This window comes from Streptomyces sp. NPDC038280 (genome assembly GCF_055600045.1).
This window is the reverse complement of sequence record NZ_JBVJYZ010000021.1, coordinates 60,224-77,954: the sequence shown is the minus strand read 5'-3', so window position 1 is coordinate 77,954 and position 17,731 is coordinate 60,224. Positions and strand designations below refer to the sequence as shown.

The window sequence follows — 17,731 nt, the reverse complement described above, 5'->3', positions numbered from 1 at the left end:
GGGGCCCCGGAATCACCAGCCCGTCCAGGTAAGCGGTTGTTTTACCGCCTCCTTGGATGATGCGTAATCAACTACCCCAATTCCTGGATAATTTGGCCCGGAAAACGGGCGAAAACATCTGTTTCGTGTGGCAGGTAGGGCTCCATCGACTCGGCCGCGCGACCGGTCGGGCGGGCGGAAAGGCGCTCGGCTCCGTGCGGAGATCCTGTGACCGCCGCGTGACGGCTGATCCCCCGTAAGCCATGATCTGCAGGCATCCGTCACGCCGGGGCGTGCTCCGCCGCGCCCGCGTGACCAGCCAGCAGGAGCCCGGTCGGCCGTCTGCCGTACGCCGGTTCTCGAGGGGGAAGGAACCTCGCTCATGACGAGCAGATGGCGCCGCGTGCCCGGGCGTCGACCGGTCGCGGCCGTGGCGGCCGCCGTCGTGGTGGCCACGGGCCTCACGTACGTCGGTCTCGACAGCGGTCCAGAGGACCGTCGTGGTGACGCGGCCCCGCGCACCAGGAACAGCGCTCCCCTGAGCGAATCCGATGCCGGCACGCTGGCCCGCACGACCGGCAAGGCCGTGGAGGCCACCGCGATGCGCACGGCGTACTCGACCACGTGGGCACGGCCGGACGGCCTGATGCAGCGGCGGATCCACGCCAGCCCGATCCGTGCCAAGGTCGACGGGGTCTGGAAGGCCATCGACACCGATCTGAAGCGGGTCGACGCCGGCTGGTCGACCAAGGCCACCAACGTGGGCGTCCTCTTCTCCGCGGGCTCGACGGGCGAGCGCGGACCCGCCAAGACCACCCGGGGCACGGGCGCGCAAGGCACGGGGGACGGGCGTGCGTCCCGGTTCGGCGCGCAGCGCGTCTCGCTGCTGCCAGGCACGGTGGCAGGCGCCCCCCTGGCGGCCACGGCCACCGGCAACGTCCTCGCCACCCTCACGGTCAACGGCCACCAGATCGTGCTGGCCTGGCCCGACGCCGTGCCCACCCCGATCATCGACGGCTCCAGGGCGCTCTATCCGGAGATCCTGCCCGGCGCCGACCTCGTCCTCACCGCCGACGACGGAGGCTTCGCCCAGCTCCTAGTGGTGAAGAACCGTCAGGCCGCGGCCGACCCGCGCGTCGCACGGCTCGCGTACGGACTGTCCTCGCCGGACCTCGGCTTCAAACTGGACCCGACCACGGGCATCGTCACCGCCACCGACACCGGTGGCCAGGACATCGCCGAGTCCCCCACGCCGCTGATGTGGGACAGCTCGGGCACGCCCACGTCCACCGACGGCGGGGGCGGCACCAGCGCCTCGCCCACCGCCCCCGAGGTCATCCCCTCCGAGTCGCCCGTCCCGTCCGGTGAGCCCGAGGAGTCGCCGACCGCCTCCGCCGAGCCGACGGACGGCATGAACGACGGCGACCAGGGCGACACGTTCAACGAGGTGCTGCCGGAGGCGACCGACGAGGCCGCCGACCCCTCCGTGATCGGTGAGATCGAGGGGTCCGCGCCGCCCGTCCCCGCGGAGCCGACGCCCGAGCCGTCCCAGACAGGCGCGGCGGCGACGCTCTCGCTGCCCGGGGTGAACGGCCCCCAGCCCGACTCCAAGGGCACGCTGGTCGGGACGGACCTGGAGGGCTCGGACTGGGTGATGACCCCGGACCAGGACTTCCTGAACGACCCCGGCACCGTGTACCCGGTCTTCGTCGACCCGTCGATCAAGAAGCACACCAACGATTGGACGACGGCCTACAGCCGCCACCCGAACGCGAGCTTCTACAACGGCAAGAACTTCAACAAGGGCGGCACGCACGAGGCCCGTGTCGGGTATGAGTCCGACACCTGGGGCACCTCGCGGTCCTTCTTCAGCATCGACTGGGACCCGGACCTGAAGGGGTCCACGGTGCACAGCGCCAAGCTGCGCGCCCTGGAGACGTATTCGTGGTCGTGCAGCGCGCGCAGCATGACCGTGCATCTGACCGGCACGATCAGTTCGAAGACGAACTGGAAGAACGCGCCGTCCATGAACAGCGGCAACAAAATCGGTGGCGGCAGCTTCGCGCACGGCTGGAAGTCCTCCTCCTGCCCAGACGAATGGGTCGCGTTCGACGTCAAGTCCTCGGCGAAGAAGGCCGTCGACGGCGGCTGGAAGACGATGACCGTCGGATTCAAGGCCTCCGACGAGGGCTCGCAGTACTCCTGGAAGAAGTTCCAGGCCAACGGCGGCCAGGACCCGTTCGTCGACCTGTCGTACAACCGTCCGCCGACGACCCCGACCAGCCTGGTCCTCGACCCGAACGAGGTGCGCTGCGACACCACGTCCCCGTACCTCAACGTGGGCGCGTCCTCGATCACCCTCTGGGCGAACAGCACCGACAAGGACAGCAACCTCCAGTCGCTCCACTTCGAGCTCTGGCCGACCGGCGGCTCCACCACCAACCTGCTCGGCAGCAAAGGCAAGGTGTCTGTCGGCAGCCAGACCGGCTCGGCGAAGGTCCACACCGACCCCTTCTCCACCAGCGGGCTGAAGAACGGGACCACCTACTCGTGGCGAGCCAAGGCCGTCGACAAGTTCGGCGCGACCTCGTCGTACTCGCCCAGCAAGACTCCCTGCCGCTTCGTCTTCGACAACTCGAAGCCGTCGTCGCCAACCGCGAGCTCGGCGCAGTTCCCGGACGCCGACGCCAAGGACAACGGCTTCGAGAACGACTCCGAGGACTCCAAGTGGAGCACGGTGAAGTTCGGCACGGCCGGCTCCTTCACCTTCAAGGCGGCCCAGACGGACGTGGTGAGGTTCGAGTACGGCTTCAACCAGGCGTCGTACCCGTTCTCGGTGAACCGGACGAACGGCGCGCCCGTCTCCACGACGACCACCGTGAGCAACGTGAAGCCGCCGCTCGCGGGGCCGAACGTGCTGTACGTACGAGCGGTCGACGACGCGGGCAACCCGTCGCAGCCGACGAAGTACCTCTTCTACGTGACCCCTCGGGACCAGGCGGACCACCCCGGTGACTTCACCGGCGACAAGCTGCCCGACCTGATGGTCGTGGACGGCAACGGCAACCTGCGGCTCTACCCGTCGGAGGCGACGACCGACCTGCTGAAGGGCACCGGCGACCTGGACTACTCGATGTCGGGTTCCTACCGCGGCAACCCCGCCAAGGACCCGAACGGCGACGACGGGCTCCCGCAGTACGTCTCGGCACCGTCCGGCTACTGGAAGAACACGCTGATCACCCACCTCGGCGACATCTACGGCGGGGACGGCCTCCAGGACCTCGTCGTGCGCCGTGAGGGCAGGCTGTGGGTGTACCCGGGCGACGGCTACGGCGGCGTGAACGTCGACAAGCGGCAGGAGATCCTGCTGCCGCCCAACGCGCCGGCGCCGGACACCATCACCCAGGTCGTCTCCGCGGGAGACGCCACGGGCGACGGCAAGACGGACTTCTTCCTGAAGGTCGGGGACGCGCTGTGGGCCCTTGTCGGCTACAACGGCGCCAGCATCGAGACGGCCGTCCAGCTGGCCGGTTCGCCCTGGCTGGAGCGTGACATAGTCACCGTCCAGGACATCACCGGAGACGGGGTGACCGACATGATCTACCGCACCGACGTGTCGGGCCGCCTGCTGCTCCGTACCGGCAAGAAGGACGCCGACGGCAGCGGGGTGGACATCATGTCCCTGGCGTCCGCCGCCAACTCCGCGACCGGGGTGGACGCCCAGTACGGCGCCTCGGGCTGGGGACGCAGCAACATCCGGCTGTTCTACGGCACCCCGGACGCCAACGGCGACGGCATCCCGGACATCTGGACGCTGCGCGTGGACGGAGCGGTCCGCTTCTACGCGGGCACGCGCGGGGAGATGTCGCACGCCGGCGTCGAGATCGTCGGCAACAGCGACGGCGTGGGCTGGAAGAACAAGCTCGCCATCGGGTGACGTGACACCTGAGCCACCACGGCGGGGCCCGGCCGGTCGGCCGGGCCCCGCCGTGTCGTCGACGGGAGTCCTGATCCCCGCGCCGGCCCAGGTCCCGGCCCCGACTCGGCCGAGGGCCCCCAAGCCGGTCCGGAGGAACCGGGCGATCACCCATCAACACCGACGGCACCCTGCGCGTCCTTGGTGCCCACGCCAACCCCGTTGGGGGCCACGCCGGCTCCGGTGTGGTCGAACTGTGGGCGTGCGACCTCAATGACGGCAGCCAGCTGGCGCACCGCCACCGGCGGTTCGCTGGTCAACAAGGCGTCTGGCGGTGCCTCGACCGACCGTTCAGCGGTGCTCGGGGTTCTCGAAGTCGAAGCGGCAGCCGGCGTCCCACTCGGAGCGCTGGTTTCCGTGGGCGGGGATGCCACCGGTGTCCTTGAGCATCCTCGCCAGGTGGAGCTGATTCCAGGTCATGAAGGTCGCGTTGCGGTTCGTGAAGTCGTTGTCCGGCCCGCCGGAGCCGGGGTCGAGGTACGACGGGCCCGGGCCGGCCTCGCCGACCCAGCCCGCGTCCGCCTGCGGCGGAATGACGTATCCGAGGTGCTGGAGGCTGTAGAGCACGTTCATCGCGCAGTGCTTCGCCCCGTCCTCGTTCCCCGTGATCAGGCAGCCGCCCACACGTCCGTAATAGGCGTACTGACCACGTTCGTTGAGGATCGAGGAGCACGCGTACAACCGCTCGATGATCTTCTTCATGACAGAGGAGTTGTCTCCCAACCACACAGGCCCCGCTAGGGTCAGGATGTCGGCGGCCATCACCTTCGAGTAGATGACTGGCCACTCGTCCGTCTCCCACCCGTGCTCCGTCATGTCCGGCCAGACACCGGTGGCGATGTCGATGTCCACCGCCCTGAGCACCTCGACCTGCACGCCCTGGCGCTCCATGATCCCGGTGCTGATATCGACCAGCCCCTGAGTATGGCTCCGCTCCGGAGAACGCTTGAGCGTGCAGTTGATCACCAAGGCGCGAAGGTCCGTGTAGGAAGTGCCGGAGTCGGTCATCGATGTGTCCCCTTGCGGACGAGCTGGGTGGTCAGCCGGTCGAGCACACCCGGCTGCCGACGTCGACAACGCCCCCGCTTGGTCCGGCCGAAGATCCGGTCTACTGTCTCGCCTCGTCGGGTGGAAGGACTGGTCGCCGCGCCCACGGTCGCGGAGTCGGCCGCCCGATCACCCGCATGGCCCCGTACCGATGACATGTATCCCCGACTCAGATGGGCCCGCACAGCACCAGGATGTCGGAGGCCATGACCTGCTCGTAGAGCCGGGGCCAGGCGTCGGACTCCCAGCCGTGCTCGGTCGTGTCCGGCCACACGCCCGTCGCGATGTCATGGTCGACGGCCCTGACCAGCTCGGTCGTGACACCGTTCCTCTCCATCACACGGCGGCTCCTGTCGATCAGACCCTCGGTGTTGCTGGTCTCCGGCGAGCGCTTGAGCGTGCAGTTGTATGAGGGGCCGGCCGCACGAACAGGCGGCCGACTCACATCAGGGTCACCACGAGCATCGCCGACAGCACCGTGCACACCGCCATGGACAGCATCACCGTCCGCGCCGGGTCGGCCAGCCGTTCCGCCGCCGAGGCGAGGGCCCCCTCCGGCACCGAGCCGGCCCTCGGCCACCCGGGACGCCGCGGCGCTTCCGCCCCGACCGACACGGCGTCCCGCGGGGCGCCGGGGCCGGCCTGACCCAGTTGGACACACCACACGCACTTGTCCGCGGCGTGCAGCGGAGAGTTCAGCCAGTACGCGCCGAGCAGGGAGGCGCCGGGCGTCGGGATGGGGGGTTCGATTGCCGCCATGCACGGTTCAACGGCCGTCCGCGCGCGGGGGAGTGCGGAGCACCCGTTCTGCAACCCCACCGTCACCGAGCCGTTAGACAATCCCGGCCGCGCCGTCGAACAGGGCGCGGTCACCGGCGCGCGGCAGGCGGCTTCACAGCAGCGGGCCCAGGGGGCCGAGGTCCAGGTTGAGGTCCTCCGGCTCGAGGCCGAAGCGTGAGCGGAGGACTTCCATGCGGTCCTCCAGCAGCATCAGCGTGAGGCCGATCCGCTCCTCCTGGTCCTCGGTGAGCTGTCCGTCCTCGACGCGGCGCAGGGCCTGGCGTTCCATCAGTTGGCGCAGCAGTTCGACGACGGTCAGGACCAGCCGGGCGAGGTCGCGTTCGACGGTGTCCGGGTCGAGTTCGACGCGGCGCCGGGGCTCGCCGCCCGTCATCGTCCCTCCCAGGGGGAGGGCAGATTCGTACTCACCGAGCTGATCAGCGCCTTGAGGTCCACGCGGACGAGGTCGACGTCGGCGATGGAAAGGGTCAGGTCGCCGGTGATGACGACACCACCCGCCAGAAGTCGGTCCAGGAGGTCGACGAGGGCGACGCGCCGCTCGGCCAGAGCGTGCGGCGCGGCGGTCATCGGACCGCTCCCGGGGCGCCGCCCTCGACGCCCGCACCGGCGTCCTCCGTGAAGGCACCGGTGAAGGAGTACGGCGCCCATGGCCCCGTCAGCTCCACCCGCACCCCGGGCAGCGAGGTCTTCTCGACCAGCTGGACGAAACCCTCGCCGCGCTGCCGGTCGACCAGATAGGCGCCGTTGAGGACGTTCACCGCGTCGACGCCCGAAAGCCGGGCGTCCTGCGGGCGGTGCAGAGTGGCGGCCTCGGCGTAGGCGGAGAGTTCGTCGTGCAGCTGTCGGCACAGCGTGCTCACGCGCTCCCAGTCGCTGTCGCGGCTGCGGCGGTCGTTGAGCCTGCGGCGCAGATAGTCGCGGCCGCCACCGGAGGCGCCGGCGGCGGCGGGCTGGGGCGCCGGCGCCGGTTCCACCGGTGGCGCGTACACCTTGACACCCCACTCGACCCGGCCGTCAAGCCGATCGAGGGCCGCGACGAAACGGTCGTACCCGTCCTCCAGCAGGCGCCGCAGCCCGCTGTCGTCCCGGCAGATCGTCGCCAGGCGCAGGGGGAGCGGGGACGTGACGGTGGAGAGTGCGGCGATCACCGCGTCGTGGGCACGGGCCGTGGCGGCGAGCCAGTCGAGGTCCTCCAGCCGCGCGCGCAGCGGGGCCTCGTCGAAGTCGGCGGCCGGTACGGGGCTCACGACGGCGACCAGGTCGTGGTGGCGCACCAGACGCGGCGGTTCGCCGCCGATGCCCTGCGCGCCGTCGGGCAGCACGCCGTCGAACGGCCGGCTGACGGCGTACACATAGCGCAGTCGGTCGGATTCGGTCATGCGGTCCGCTCCTCCAGTTCCGCGATACGCCGTTGCAACTCCTCGTTCTCCTTGGCCAGTTCGCGGTGGCGCGCACCGGAGGAGAGGGCCGGGTCGCTCTCCCACCAGTCGATGCCCATCTCCTTCGCGCGGTCGACCGAGGCGACGACGAGACGCAGCTTGATGGTCAGCAGCTCGATGTCGAGAAGGTTGATGCGGATGTCACCGGCGATGACGATGCCCTTGTCCAGGACACGCTCGAGGATGTCGGCGAGATTGGCGCTGCTGCCTTCGGAGGCGTACGGGCTCGGAAGCCGGCCGGCAGGGCTGGTCATCGGCTGCTCCGCTCGATCGACAGGTCGCGGGCGAACTCCCGCAGGTCGCGACGGGCCCGGCGGGCATGAGTCCGCCAGAGGCCGGCCGTCCTTGCCGTCAGGTTCTTCGAGGGGTACTCGGCGACCAGCAGCACCCGCGTGAGGTCGTCGGCCATCGCGTGGAAGGTGACGGCGCACGCCGCTTCGTCCCCGGCCGACCGTGCGATCCGGTACTCCGGCCCGTCACCGTCGCCTGCGGTGGCGTCGCCCTTGCCGTGCAGCTCCGCCCACCGGTCGTACGCGAAACGCGAGGAAACTGGCACGTCGACGGATTCGATGACGACGGTCGGACTGGCGTCGTACGTGATGACTCTCTCCTTGAGACGGGAGGCGCCGATCTCGACGGCTCCGCGGACCAGGCCCTTGCCCTGGGTGATCTTCCGGCCGCTCTCCAGGGCGAGCTGGGCGAAGCCGGTGCTGCGGCCGTCGGCGATGTCCCTGAGCACCACCGTGGAGCGCCCCAGCGCGCGACCGGCGCGGACGAGGAGCCGCTCGGCCTGGGCGGCGAGGTATCCGTGGAACTCGGCCTTGAGCCGCTCGGTGGCCTCACTCATCGCCGTGACCTCCCTTCGCGTCGGACTTCCGGGCCGGGCTCTGCCTCGGCGCACTCCGCCCGGCGGTCGTCGTGCGCCTCGCGGCCGTCTTCTTGGCCGGCGCCTTCCGCGCGGCGGTCTTCACCCCCGTCTTCTTGGCGGGCTGATTCCTCGCGGGCTGTTTCCTGGCGGTCTGCTTCTTCGCCGGCGCCCCACCCGCCTTCGGCGCCCTACCCTTCGGCGACCCGGCCGTCGCCTTCCCGGCGGCGGCCTTCCGGGCCGGCGCCTTCCTCGTCGTCTTCTTCGCGGGCTCGGTCCTCGCGGCAGTCCGCCGGGGCCCGTTCCCGCCGCCGGACGACGGCCCGTCCTCGTCTTCCCCCTCGCCCTCTCCTTCGGCGTCGGCCTCGTCATCGGCCGGGGAACGGGACGGAGCCGAGAGCATGTCCGCGGTCCGGTCGCGCACGGCCAGCGCGCGCGTCTGGAGGTGGTCGGCCAGCCAGTGCACCTGCCGGTCGGCCAGAGTACGGACCGCCGCGCCGCCGACTCCCCGCAGGTCCTCCCGGAGCTGCTCGCCGATCTCCTTGATCTCCGGGTGCTCCCGCAGCCGGCTCGCTGTGTACTCGGCGATGGCGCGGGGCCCGAGCCGCAGCTTCACGCCCACCACCGCGGCCCCGATCGCGAAGACCAGCCGGGCCTTCCTCGTACGGCCGAGGGCGTAGCCCGCACCGAACGCGAGCCCCATGCCCCAGCGGGGATCGTTCATTGGAGCCGCGCTCCGTTCTCCAGCCGGGCGAGCAACTCGTCCTCCTGGCGGTCGAATTCCGCTTCGTCGATCTCTCCCGCGTCCAGCCGCGCCGCGAGGCGGGAGAGTTCGCGCTGAACGGTGGCGGGGTCGTAGTACTGCCGCTCGGCCTCCGCCACCACCTGCCGCAGCACCCAGGCGGTGCCGCGCACGGGGGCCGCCGGCAGGAGCAGCAGTTCTGTCAGCAGGCCCATCGGCTCACTCCACGAAGCTGTACGGAGGAAGCGGCCCGTTCGCCTGAAGGACGAGGTGGGGCTGCTCCTGCGCGAAACGGTCGAAGGTGTTGACGAACGAGGCGGTCTTGTCCCGGTCCACCAGGAACGAGACGTTCGCGACCCAGCCGGCGCTCTGAGGTCCGGGGCAGATGTCCGTGGCCGAGCCCTCCAGGGCCTGCTGGATCAGCTCCGCGTCCCGCGCCTCGCGCTGCTTCACGGCCGCCACCACGCGCTCGCCGAGGGCGATCTTCTGCTCGTGCGTCCCACCGCCCGCGGCCCGGTTCGCCTCACTGAGGGCCCGGAGCTCGGGATCGTCGGTCAGGACCTTGTGGAGGATGGCTTCCTCGTTGTGCGTGGCTTTCACGTTGTACTCGACCTTGCCGTCGAGCGCGTCGAGCCGCTCCAGGTAGTGGTCCTCGCGCTCGGCGAGGACGGCCACCACCGCGTCGTCGTCCGGCGATATCCCGCCGAACCGCATGGGCAGGACCGTGCCGTCCGCGCCCGCGGCCGCCAGCACGTTCTGGTGCGCGAGAAGGTCGCGCCGTTTCGGCTTCAGATCCTCGGGCGCGTCGCTGACCAGCGCGACGAGCTTGCCCTGTTCCAGGACGCGTACGGCCTGCGGCGGTTCGCCGACCCCGCCCAGCTTCTCGGGCAGGTGCGGATGCGTGGCCCGGGCGATCCCGTAGACGTACGTACTCACTCCTGCTCCTCCTTGCTACGGCGCGACGAGGTGCTGCGGCTGCGCGACTTGGACTCGGGCTGCGCCTCGTCACGTGCCTGGCTGAACGCGTCGGAGATGGTCTGGGCGGCGCCGCTGAGCGCGCCCTTGGACTTGCCTCGTGCTCCGGACTCGGTGATCTCGCCCACCAGGTCGGGCAGTCCGGGGCTCTTACGGGGACCTGCCTCCAGGTCGAGGCGGTTGCAGGCCTCGGCGAAGCGCAGATAGGTGTCGACGCTGGCGACGACGACCCGGACGTCGATCTTGAGGATCTCGATACCGACCAGGGAGACGCGGACGAACGCGTCGATCACGATTCCACGGTCGAGGACGAGTTCAAGGACGTCGTACAGGCCGCTGGTGCCGCCGGAGCCGCCACCGCCTTGCTGTGCCGGGACAACGGTCATTGCCTGGTGCCTCCCTCATGATTGCGGGCGCGGACGAACAGGGCGGGAACGGCGCTCCTAGGAGCGGTCCGCCCTGCCGCGCTCATAGCGGCGGATGCGCCGGTAGCCGGTGAGCTCGCCGTGCGGGTCGACCTCGACCTCGTACGAAGCGAGAAGACTCATGGTGTCCGGGACTCGGGCGAGTTCGAGGACCTCGATGTGCAAGGCCCATCCGCCGTCCGTCCGTTCGAAGGACGACACCGACTCGGCCTCCATGCCGGTGAGTTCCTGGAGTTGGGCGCGTGCCGCGCGCAACACCTCGATGGATCCCGGTAGTTGGTCCGACGCTTCCTCTGACTGCTTGCTCTTCTGGGTGTTCTCTGATGTGTTTCCCATGTCTGCCTCGGGGTTCGGCTTGCCGCAACTCGGCCGGGTAAACCCGTGGCCCGGGGCGGGTGCCGTCGCGGACGTCCCGCAGTTGACGTCCTGCGCCGCCCGAGGAGCGTTCCGCGGACCCCCGAGAAGCGATGTGGACACCAGTGCGAAGGCATGGCTGTCCCCCTCCCCGCTTTCGTGTTCCACTGGAGGCGAGGTGCAGGCCGATGGTTGTGAGGCGCAAGACGAATCCGGCCGGCGCGATCGTCGCCGCCGCGGCCTGTGGAGCGCTGGCCGCCGCTCTCTTCGGTTGCTCGTCGTCCGACGAGGAGACGAGACGGCCCACCGCCACCTCGCCGAGCGGGACGTCCCCCTTCACCGGACTTCCCGCCCGCGACGGCCGCGTCCTCGCCGTCAAGATCGACAATGTGGCACCGGCGCGGCCGCACACGGGCCTCGGCGCGGCGGACATCATCTACGTCGAACAGGTCGAAGGCGGGCAGAGCCGGATACTCGCGGTCTTCTCGTCCCGGCTGCCGCCGAAGGTCGGCCCGGTGCGCAGCGCGCGCGAGTCGGACATGGAGCTGCTACGGCAGTTCGGCCGCCCGGCCCTCGCCTACTCCGGCTCGCAGTCGGCACTGAAACCGCTCATCGACGCGGCCCCACTGTTCCCCCTGCTGCCCGACGACGCGCCCCGGGCCTTCTTCCGGGACTCCGCCCGCGCCGCCCCGCACAACCTCTACGTGCGCCCGGGGGCGGCCCTGGCCGCCGCGCCGAAGGCGGACAAGGCCCGGGACATCGGGTTCCGCTTCGGCGCCGCGCCGGCGGGCGGCGAACGGCTCAACGAGTACACCGTGCGGTTCCCGGCGGCCCGCTTCTCCTTCACCTGGTCGGCCTCCGAGAAGCGGTGGCTGGTCAGCATGGACGGCAAGGCCGCGCGGACGACGGACGGCGGACGGATGGGGACCCCGACCGTGGTGATCCAGAAGGTCGACGTCCACGCCTCGAAATTCCACGACCGCTGGGGCAGCGTGTCGCCGTTCACCGAGACCGTCGGCTCCGGCACGGCGCTCGTGCTGCGCGACGGCAGAAGCCACGACGCCCGCTGGAGCCGGGGCACCGCGGAGCGTGGCACCTCCTTCACCACGCCCGACGGCAGGCCCATGAACTTCGCGCGCGGTCAGGTCTGGGTCCTTCTCACCGCCAAGTGATCACACCGGGTTCGTGGAGACGGGCCCTCGCTGGTGTGCGGCCGGGCGGGCCCGGGAGGATCCTGGTAGCAGGCACAGGCCGCACCGCGGACGCGGCAGGGTACGGCCGGGAACATGGGCAAGGAGGCAGGCCATGACACGGACGGTGGAGTGGACGGTCGGCCTGAAACTCGTCGAGGAGGACGGCCGGACGAAGGCGGAGGCGGTCCTCGAGACGGGCACGGCCACGCTCAAGGGCCGGGGCGCCGCGCGCTGCAGCCCGACGGACGTGGACGTACCGGCGATCGGCGACGAATTGGCCGCGAGCAGGGCCATGCGGGATCTCGCCGGACAGCTGATGCGGGTCGCCGACCGCGACCTGGAAGCCGTGGGCGCGGCGACCGTACCCACGCACACGGGCCCCGGATACGGCTGGCCGGAGGCGCTGACCTGACCGGGCCCGCGGCGACAGCACGGCGCGCGCCTCTCCCCGGCGGGGGAGGCGCCATCCGCCGGCGCGCCGGCGTGCCTCAGAAGGCGTTGTGACGCCGCAGCCGCAGGGGCCGGCCGTCCGGGTCCACGAGCAGGCGGTAGAGCGGTGTGGACAGTGTCTTCGCCGCGCGGGACACCTCGGGCGGACGGTAGGTGCGCAGACGGCCCGGGGGGCGCGGCCCGGACCGGCCGCGGTCGTGCCAGGCGTCCAGCGCCGCGGCCGCCGCCGCGAAGGCGTCGAAGGCGGCCACCGGGTCGCACAGGTCGTCCGGCGCCGGCGGGGCGGGGGACCCGGGGGCCGGCGCCGGGGCGAGGTCCAGGTGCTCGCGCGAGAGCTCGAGCCGCAGGTCCCGGGCGAAGCGGCGCGCGCCGTCCCCCAGTCCGCCCGGGTCGAGCGGCGGGCGCGGATCCACGCTCTCGTCCAGTACGGCGCAGTTCAGCTCCGAATCGTGCGTCCATGAGCGGAGGTTGATGTTGTCCGAGCCGACCGACACCCACACGTCGTCGATCACGCAGACCTTGGCGTGGACGTACACCGGTGTTCCTGCGTGGTTCTCCAGCCCGTACACGGCGACGCGGTCCCCGCCCGCCGCGCGCAGCCTGTCGAGGGCCGACATCCGGCCGACCAGGTTCATCGGCAGCGTCAGCCGGCCGCTCTGCTCGGGCAGCGAGGGGATCACCGCGATGAGACGCAGCCGCGGGTGGGCGGCCAGGGCCTCGGCGAAGTAGCCGACGACGTGCGGGGACCACAGGTACTGGTCCTCGAGGTAGATGAGCGACCTGGCCCGCCGCAGTGCCTTCAGATAGCTGCGGGCGATGCTGCGCTCGCCGTCGGGCGCGAAGTCGTAGCCCTCCAGCAGCCGGTTGGGGTACGTGCGCAGCACCTGCACGGTGTGCGTGCCGGCCGGCGCGGGGTCCGGCAGCTGGGGCGGCAGCGGGTTCGCGCGCGTGTCCTCCCGGTGGATGAGCTCCCGCAGCCGGGTGACCGGGCTGCGACTGAGCGGAGCCGGGTCGTCCCAGCGTTCGCGGAAGCCCGCTTCGATGTCGCCGACGGCCGGTCCGCGGATCGCCAGCTGAATGTCGTGCCACGGAGGATGCGGCCCGTACTCCTCGGTGATCTGCTGCGACTGCGCGTCACCGCGGTGCGTGGCGTCGTCGCGGCGGTTGTGGCAGAGGTCGGTGCCGCCGACGAAGGCGATGTCACGCTCGGGGCGGTCCGGGTGCCGCAGGACCACGAACTTCTGGTGATGGGAGCCGCCGGGGCGGACCCGCATGTCGAGCAGGCACTCGCCGCCCGCCGCTTCGATCTCCTCGCCGAGGTGGCGGTTCTCGGACTCGCTGAACTGGAAGCGGTCGAGGTGGGAGCGCCACACCAGCCCCTTGACGATCACTCCTCGTGCGGCCGCCTCGCACAGCACGGTCCCCACCTCGCTGCCCCGGCCGTCCAGCCGTTCGTCGGGATCGCCGCGCCAGTCGGTGAAGAGCAGCAGGTCACCGGCGCGCTGGGCGCGCACCGCGGCGAGCAGTTCCGCGAAGTAGGTCGCGCCGTGGACGAGCGGCCGTACGTGATTGCCGTTCGACCAGGCCGTCCCGCCGGGCCGACGGCTGTCCAGGCGGGTCGCGGGATTTCCGCGCTGCCGGGAGGTCAGCAGCCAGTCGGTGAGTTCCACAGCACGCGTCCTTCCGCCCGCACGTCACTTGCCACCCTCGCGAGTACCCGCTGCGCGCGCGCTCATCCGAAGAGGCTCGTCCACCGGACCTGCCGCGTCCCGCTCGCCGGCACCGACGCGGCGGCATCAGCGCGTCGGCAGGCGCGGCAGCAGCTTGTCCGGCGTCAGCGGCAGGTCCCGCAGCCGGACCCCCACCGCGTGGTGAACGGCGTTGGCGACGGCCGCCGCCGTGCCGACGATGCCGATCTCGCCGATGCCCTTGCTGCCCATCGGGTTCAGGTGCGGATCGTCCTCGTGGAGCCAGTGCGCCTCGACGGCGGGCACATCCGCGCAGGCGGGCACGTGGTAGGACGCCAGATCGTGTTCCGCGTAGTCTCCGAAGGCGAGGTCCATGGTGCTGCCCTCCGTCAGTGCCATGCCGATGCCCATGACCATGCCGCCGATGAACTGGGAACGCGCCGTACGAGGATTGAGGATGCGGCCGGCCGCGAAGACGCCGAGGAGGCGGCGTACGCGTACCTCGCCCGTCACGGTGTCGACCTGGACCTCCGCGAAGTGCGCGCCGAACGCGTGCCGCGCGTACGGCGGTTCCTCGCCCGTCTCCTCCTCGGTGTCCGCCACCGCGAACAGCCCCTCCGCCGGCAGGGGACCGGACTGCGCACGAAGGCGCCCGGCCAGCGCCGTACAGGCCTTGTGCACGGACCAGCCCCACGACGCCGTGCCCGACGAGCCGCCGGCCAGCGGGGCGTCGGGCAGTTCGGTGCTGCCGATCTCCACGCGGACCGACTCCAGGGGCGCGTTCAGGACGTCGGCGGCGATCTGGGCGAGCACGGTCCTGGCCCCCGTGCCGATGTCGGTGGCATTGATCTGGATCACACAGGTGCCGTCGGGCAGGGCATGGGCGCGGGCGCTCGACGGGCTGATGAGGACGGGATAGGTGGCACAGGCCACGCCGGTGCCCACCAGCAGGTCCCCTTCGCGTCGGACGCCGGGCCTCGGGTCGCGCCGCTCCCAGCCGAAGCGCCGCGCCCCGTCCCGGAGACACTCGGCGAGGTGCCTGCTGCTGAAGGCACGGCCGCTGTCGGGCTCGGTGTCCGGCTCGTTGCGCAGCCGCAGTTCCACCGGGTCCACCCCGGCGGCGACGGCGAGTTCGTCCATCGCCGACTCCAGCGCGTACATCCCGGACGCCTCACCCGGAGCGCGCATCCACGACGGAGTGGGCACGTCCAGCGCGGCCACCCGGTGGCTGGTGCGGCTGTGCGGGGAGACGTACATGGTGCGGGCCGGAACCGCCGCCTGCTCGACGAACTCCCTGACCGTGGAGGTCTGGGTGACGACCTCATGGGCGAGCGCGCTGATGACGCCGTCGGCGCCCGCGCCCAGCCGGACGCGCTGCACGGTGGGGGAGCGATGGCCGACGACCGCCGCCAGCTGACGGCGGGGCAGGGCCAGCTTGACCGGCCGGCCGGTCTGCCGCGCGGCCATGGCCGCCAGTACGACCTGCGGGCGGGGGGTGCCCTTGGAGCCGAATCCGCCGCCGACGTGTTCCGAGACGACCGTGATCTGTTCCCTGTTCAGCCCGAAGATCTGGGCGAGGGTGTCGCGTACGGTACCGGCGCCCTGGCTCGAGTCGTGCACCGTCAGGTGCCCGTCGTCCCACCGGGCGGTCGAGGCGTGCGGCTCCATCGGATGGTTGTGCAGCGCGCTCAGGGTGTAGGTGGCGTCGACCCGGGCGGCGGCCCCTTCGTAGGCCGCGTCGAAATCGCCGCGTTCACGGACGGCGGGATGGCCGCCGTTCGCCTCCTCCGGTGTGTAGAGCCCCGGATGGTCGCCGGTCAGCTCGACGTCGTGCCGCTCGCTCGCGTACTCCACCCGCAGGGCGTCGGCGGCGGCACAGGCGTTCTCCGGTGTGTCGGCGACGACCAGGGCGACGTACCAGCCGCGGTGCGGGACGCGGTCGTTCTGGAGGAGCGCGAGCGTCGGATCGTCCGGTTCCTTGAGACGGGGGGCGTTGTCGTGACTGAGCACCGCGAGGACGCCGGGCCGCGCCAGCACCTCCTCGGCGTGCACGGCGGTGACCCGTCCGCGGGCGACGGTGGCGGGAACGGGCCAGGCGTGGGCGCAGCCCGGCGGGGTGTGCTCGGCCGCGTAGCGCGCGGCGCCGGTGACCTTGTCCCGTGCCTCGCGGCGGACGGCGGGGGTACCCAGCGGGGTCTGTGCATCCGTCATGACGGGGTCTCACGTCCTCGGGTACGCGAAGCCAGCTCGGCCAGCACGCTGATGGTGAGGTTGCGCGCGAGCGGCACCTTGAAGCCGTTGTCGCGCAGCGGCTCGGCCGCGGCGAGCTCGGCGTCGGCCGCCCGGGCGAAGGTCTCCTCCGTGGCGGGCGCTCCTCGCAGCACCTCCTCCGCCGCACGGGCCCGCCACGGCCGGTGGGCGAGCCCGCCGAAGGCGAGCGCCGCGTCCCGGACCACACCGTCGTCGACCTGGAGCACGGCGGCCACGGAAGCGAGCGCGAAGGCGTACGAGGCACGGTCACGGGCCTTGCGGTAGCCCTGCGCTCCGGGCGCGGCGGGCGGGAGCGTCACACCGGTGATCAGCTCGCCCGTACGGATGACCGTGTCCTGGTCGGGGCGGTCGCCGGGCAGCCGGTGGAAGTCCGTGACCGGGACGCCGCGCGGCCCGTCCGCGCCGAGCAGGTCGACCGTGGCGTCGAGGGCGGCCAGCGCGACGGCCATGTCCGAGGGGTGGGTGGCGACGCAGTGCGGGGAGTGGCCGAGCACCGCGAGATCGCGGTGGACGCCCTCGCGGGCGGGGCAACCGCTGCCCGGTACACGCTTGTTGCAGGGCTTCGAGGTGTCCTGGAAGTAGCCGCAGCGGGTGCGCTGGAGCAGGTTCCCGCCCGTGGTCGCGGTGTTGCGCAGCTGCCCCGAGGCGCCCGAGAGCAGGGCCTGCGACAGGGCGGCGTAGCGGTTCCGCACCACCGGGTGGGCCGCCAGGTCGCTGTTGCGTACGGTCGCGCCGATCCGCAGACCGCCCTCGGGGGTCTCCTCGATCTCGTTCAGCGGCAGACGGCTGACGTCGATGAGCACCTCCGGTGCGGCGACGCCGAGTTTCATGAGGTCGACGAGATTGGTGCCGCCGGCCAGGAACTGGGCGCCGGGACGAGCGGCGCAGGCGCCGACCGCGTCCTCGGCGCTTTCGGCGCGGACGTACGCGAAGGGTTTCACGGCGCCACCTCCTCGATCGCGGCCACGATGTTCGGATAGGCGCCGCAGCGGCAGATGTTGCCGCTCATGCGTTCGCGGATCTCGTCGGGCGTCAGCTCCGCCGGACCGTCGGAGGTGTGCTGGTGCGCTGTCGCATGGGAGGGGTGGCCGGCGGAGGCTTCGGCCAGCATGCCGACGGCCGAACAGATCTGGCCCGGAGTGCAGTAGCCGCACTGCAGGGCGTCCCGCGCGACGAACGCCTCCTGTACCGGATGGAGCCGCTCACCGTCTGCGAGGCCTTCCACGGTGGTGATCCGCGCCCCGTCGTGCGCGGCGGCGAGCAGCAGACAACTGTTGGCGCGCCGGCCGTCCACGAGCACCGTGCACGCACCGCACTGACCGTGGTCGCACCCCTTCTTGGCGCCGGTGAGGTCGAGGTGCTCGCGCAGGGCGTCCAGGACGGTGGTGCGGTGGTCGAGCGTCAGCGTGCGCGGAGCCCCGTTGACGTGAAGGGTGAGGACGGAGCTGTGCGCGCTCTCCTGCTGGCGGGTGGGCTCCACGCGGTCGCACCTTTCCGGTCCGGAGACATCGCTTCGTCCCCATTCC

At 71.4% G+C, this 17,731-nt stretch carries 19 protein-coding genes and 1 pseudogene; 3 read left to right on the top strand and 17 right to left on the bottom strand.

The annotated features are described in order from the left end of the window. Window positions 1-361 precede the first annotated feature (361 nt). On the top strand, window positions 362-3,916 hold the full coding sequence (locus ACZ7J0_RS30085; protein WP_470892632.1) for a DNRLRE domain-containing protein: 3,555 nt from the start codon (window positions 362-364) through the stop codon (window positions 3,914-3,916). 330 nt (window positions 3,917-4,246) lie between these two features. On the opposite strand, the gene ACZ7J0_RS30080 is transcribed toward ACZ7J0_RS30085, so the two are convergent. The 13 genes and pseudogenes from ACZ7J0_RS30080 to ACZ7J0_RS30020 form a co-directional block, all read right to left on the bottom strand. Beyond that, entirely contained in the window at window positions 4,247-4,963 is a 717-nt protein-coding gene (locus ACZ7J0_RS30080; protein ID WP_470892630.1) for a flavodoxin family protein, read from the bottom strand. A gap of 211 nt (window positions 4,964-5,174) precedes the next feature. Beyond that, window positions 5,175-5,447, bottom strand: a pseudogene (locus tag ACZ7J0_RS30075) (NAD(P)H-dependent oxidoreductase); the annotation flags it as partial. Further along, on the bottom strand, window positions 5,444-5,761 hold the full coding sequence (locus tag ACZ7J0_RS30070) for a hypothetical protein (RefSeq protein ID WP_470892628.1): 318 nt from the start codon (window positions 5,759-5,761) through the stop codon (window positions 5,444-5,446). The gene ACZ7J0_RS30070 and the pseudogene ACZ7J0_RS30075, both read right to left, overlap by 4 nt. A gap of 133 nt (window positions 5,762-5,894) precedes the next feature. Continuing rightward, complete coding sequence (locus ACZ7J0_RS30065; protein ID WP_468714287.1) at window positions 5,895-6,176, bottom strand: gas vesicle protein K; 282 nt, start codon at window positions 6,174-6,176, stop codon at window positions 5,895-5,897. Continuing rightward, window positions 6,173-6,370, bottom strand: a complete 198-nt coding sequence (locus ACZ7J0_RS30060; protein ID WP_470892626.1) for a gas vesicle protein — start codon at window positions 6,368-6,370, stop codon at window positions 6,173-6,175. Before ACZ7J0_RS30060 ends, ACZ7J0_RS30065 begins: the two co-directional genes overlap by 4 nt. Beyond that, window positions 6,367-7,182 (bottom strand): GvpL/GvpF family gas vesicle protein, encoded by an 816-nt coding sequence (locus ACZ7J0_RS30055; protein WP_470892624.1) that lies wholly within the window; start codon window positions 7,180-7,182, stop codon window positions 6,367-6,369. The genes ACZ7J0_RS30060 and ACZ7J0_RS30055 overlap by 4 nt, the downstream gene beginning before the upstream one ends. Further along, complete coding sequence (locus ACZ7J0_RS30050) at window positions 7,179-7,496, bottom strand: gas vesicle protein (protein ID WP_470892622.1); 318 nt, start codon at window positions 7,494-7,496, stop codon at window positions 7,179-7,181. Before ACZ7J0_RS30050 ends, ACZ7J0_RS30055 begins: the two co-directional genes overlap by 4 nt. Further along, entirely contained in the window at window positions 7,493-8,089 is a 597-nt protein-coding gene (locus tag ACZ7J0_RS30045; protein WP_470892620.1) for an SRPBCC family protein, read from the bottom strand. Before ACZ7J0_RS30045 ends, ACZ7J0_RS30050 begins: the two co-directional genes overlap by 4 nt. Next, window positions 8,082-8,831, bottom strand: a complete 750-nt coding sequence (locus tag ACZ7J0_RS30040; protein WP_470892618.1) for a DNA primase — start codon at window positions 8,829-8,831, stop codon at window positions 8,082-8,084. The genes ACZ7J0_RS30045 and ACZ7J0_RS30040 overlap by 8 nt, the downstream gene beginning before the upstream one ends. Then, entirely contained in the window at window positions 8,828-9,064 is a 237-nt protein-coding gene (locus ACZ7J0_RS30035) for a gas vesicle protein GvpG (RefSeq protein ID WP_468714272.1), read from the bottom strand. Before ACZ7J0_RS30035 ends, ACZ7J0_RS30040 begins: the two co-directional genes overlap by 4 nt. A 4-nt stretch (window positions 9,065-9,068) precedes the next feature. Next, window positions 9,069-9,785, bottom strand: coding sequence for a GvpL/GvpF family gas vesicle protein (locus tag ACZ7J0_RS30030; RefSeq protein WP_470892616.1), 717 nt, complete (start codon window positions 9,783-9,785; stop codon window positions 9,069-9,071). Further along, on the bottom strand, window positions 9,782-10,210 hold the full coding sequence (locus ACZ7J0_RS30025) for a gas vesicle structural protein GvpA (RefSeq protein WP_470892614.1): 429 nt from the start codon (window positions 10,208-10,210) through the stop codon (window positions 9,782-9,784). Before ACZ7J0_RS30025 ends, ACZ7J0_RS30030 begins: the two co-directional genes overlap by 4 nt. 57 nt (window positions 10,211-10,267) lie before the next feature. Next, window positions 10,268-10,585 (bottom strand): gas vesicle protein GvpO, encoded by a 318-nt coding sequence (locus tag ACZ7J0_RS30020; protein ID WP_470892612.1) that lies wholly within the window; start codon window positions 10,583-10,585, stop codon window positions 10,268-10,270. Window positions 10,586-10,791: 206 nt separating this feature from the next. On the opposite strand from ACZ7J0_RS30020, the gene ACZ7J0_RS30015 reads away from it, so the two are divergent. Continuing rightward, window positions 10,792-11,775, top strand: a complete 984-nt coding sequence (locus ACZ7J0_RS30015) for a DUF3048 domain-containing protein (protein ID WP_470892610.1) — start codon at window positions 10,792-10,794, stop codon at window positions 11,773-11,775. Between the two features lie 133 nt (window positions 11,776-11,908). Next, on the top strand, window positions 11,909-12,208 hold the full coding sequence (locus ACZ7J0_RS30010; RefSeq protein ID WP_470892608.1) for a DUF1876 domain-containing protein: 300 nt from the start codon (window positions 11,909-11,911) through the stop codon (window positions 12,206-12,208). Window positions 12,209-12,284: 76 nt separating this feature from the next. On the opposite strand, the gene ACZ7J0_RS30005 is transcribed toward ACZ7J0_RS30010, so the two are convergent. The 4 genes from ACZ7J0_RS30005 to ACZ7J0_RS29990 form a co-directional block, all read right to left on the bottom strand. Then, complete coding sequence (locus ACZ7J0_RS30005; RefSeq protein WP_470892606.1) at window positions 12,285-13,916, bottom strand: phospholipase D family protein; 1,632 nt, start codon at window positions 13,914-13,916, stop codon at window positions 12,285-12,287. 126 nt (window positions 13,917-14,042) lie between these two features. Further along, window positions 14,043-16,145, bottom strand: a complete 2,103-nt coding sequence (locus ACZ7J0_RS30000) for a xanthine dehydrogenase family protein molybdopterin-binding subunit (RefSeq protein ID WP_470892604.1) — start codon at window positions 16,143-16,145, stop codon at window positions 14,043-14,045. Further along, window positions 16,142-17,146 carry an FAD binding domain-containing protein gene (locus ACZ7J0_RS29995; protein WP_470892602.1) on the bottom strand — a complete coding sequence of 335 codons (1,005 nt, stop codon included), beginning with the start codon at window positions 17,144-17,146 and terminating at the stop codon, window positions 16,142-16,144. The genes ACZ7J0_RS30000 and ACZ7J0_RS29995 overlap by 4 nt, the downstream gene beginning before the upstream one ends. Further along, the gene (locus tag ACZ7J0_RS29990) at window positions 17,143-17,685 is read right to left on the bottom strand and encodes a 2Fe-2S iron-sulfur cluster-binding protein (RefSeq protein ID WP_470892600.1); all 543 of its coding nucleotides are present in this window, start codon (window positions 17,683-17,685) and stop codon (window positions 17,143-17,145) included. Before ACZ7J0_RS29990 ends, ACZ7J0_RS29995 begins: the two co-directional genes overlap by 4 nt. Between the last annotated feature and the right edge of the window lie 46 nt (window positions 17,686-17,731).

Coding starts and splice junctions, on each gene's coding strand:
- ACZ7J0_RS30015 (WP_470892610.1), top strand. CDS start 10,792: ATGGTTGTGAGGCGCAAGACGAATCCGGCCGGCGCGATCGTCGCCGCC.
- ACZ7J0_RS30080 (WP_470892630.1), bottom strand. CDS start 4,963: ATGACCGACTCCGGCACTTCCTACACGGACCTTCGCGCCTTGGTGATC.
- ACZ7J0_RS30055 (WP_470892624.1), bottom strand. CDS start 7,182: ATGACCGAATCCGACCGACTGCGCTATGTGTACGCCGTCAGCCGGCCG.
- ACZ7J0_RS30050 (WP_470892622.1), bottom strand. CDS start 7,496: ATGACCAGCCCTGCCGGCCGGCTTCCGAGCCCGTACGCCTCCGAAGGC.
- ACZ7J0_RS30040 (WP_470892618.1), bottom strand. CDS start 8,831: ATGAACGATCCCCGCTGGGGCATGGGGCTCGCGTTCGGTGCGGGCTAC.
- ACZ7J0_RS30065 (WP_468714287.1), bottom strand. CDS start 6,176: ATGACGGGCGGCGAGCCCCGGCGCCGCGTCGAACTCGACCCGGACACC.
- ACZ7J0_RS30010 (WP_470892608.1), top strand. CDS start 11,909: ATGACACGGACGGTGGAGTGGACGGTCGGCCTGAAACTCGTCGAGGAG.
- ACZ7J0_RS30025 (WP_470892614.1), bottom strand. CDS start 10,210: ATGACCGTTGTCCCGGCACAGCAAGGCGGTGGCGGCTCCGGCGGCACC.
- ACZ7J0_RS30070 (WP_470892628.1), bottom strand. CDS start 5,761: ATGGCGGCAATCGAACCCCCCATCCCGACGCCCGGCGCCTCCCTGCTC.
- ACZ7J0_RS30045 (WP_470892620.1), bottom strand. CDS start 8,089: ATGAGTGAGGCCACCGAGCGGCTCAAGGCCGAGTTCCACGGATACCTC.
- ACZ7J0_RS30000 (WP_470892604.1), bottom strand. CDS start 16,145: ATGACGGATGCACAGACCCCGCTGGGTACCCCCGCCGTCCGCCGCGAG.
- ACZ7J0_RS30020 (WP_470892612.1), bottom strand. CDS start 10,585: ATGGGAAACACATCAGAGAACACCCAGAAGAGCAAGCAGTCAGAGGAA.
- ACZ7J0_RS30060 (WP_470892626.1), bottom strand. CDS start 6,370: ATGACCGCCGCGCCGCACGCTCTGGCCGAGCGGCGCGTCGCCCTCGTC.
- ACZ7J0_RS30085 (WP_470892632.1), top strand. CDS start 362: ATGACGAGCAGATGGCGCCGCGTGCCCGGGCGTCGACCGGTCGCGGCC.
- ACZ7J0_RS30035 (WP_468714272.1), bottom strand. CDS start 9,064: ATGGGCCTGCTGACAGAACTGCTGCTCCTGCCGGCGGCCCCCGTGCGC.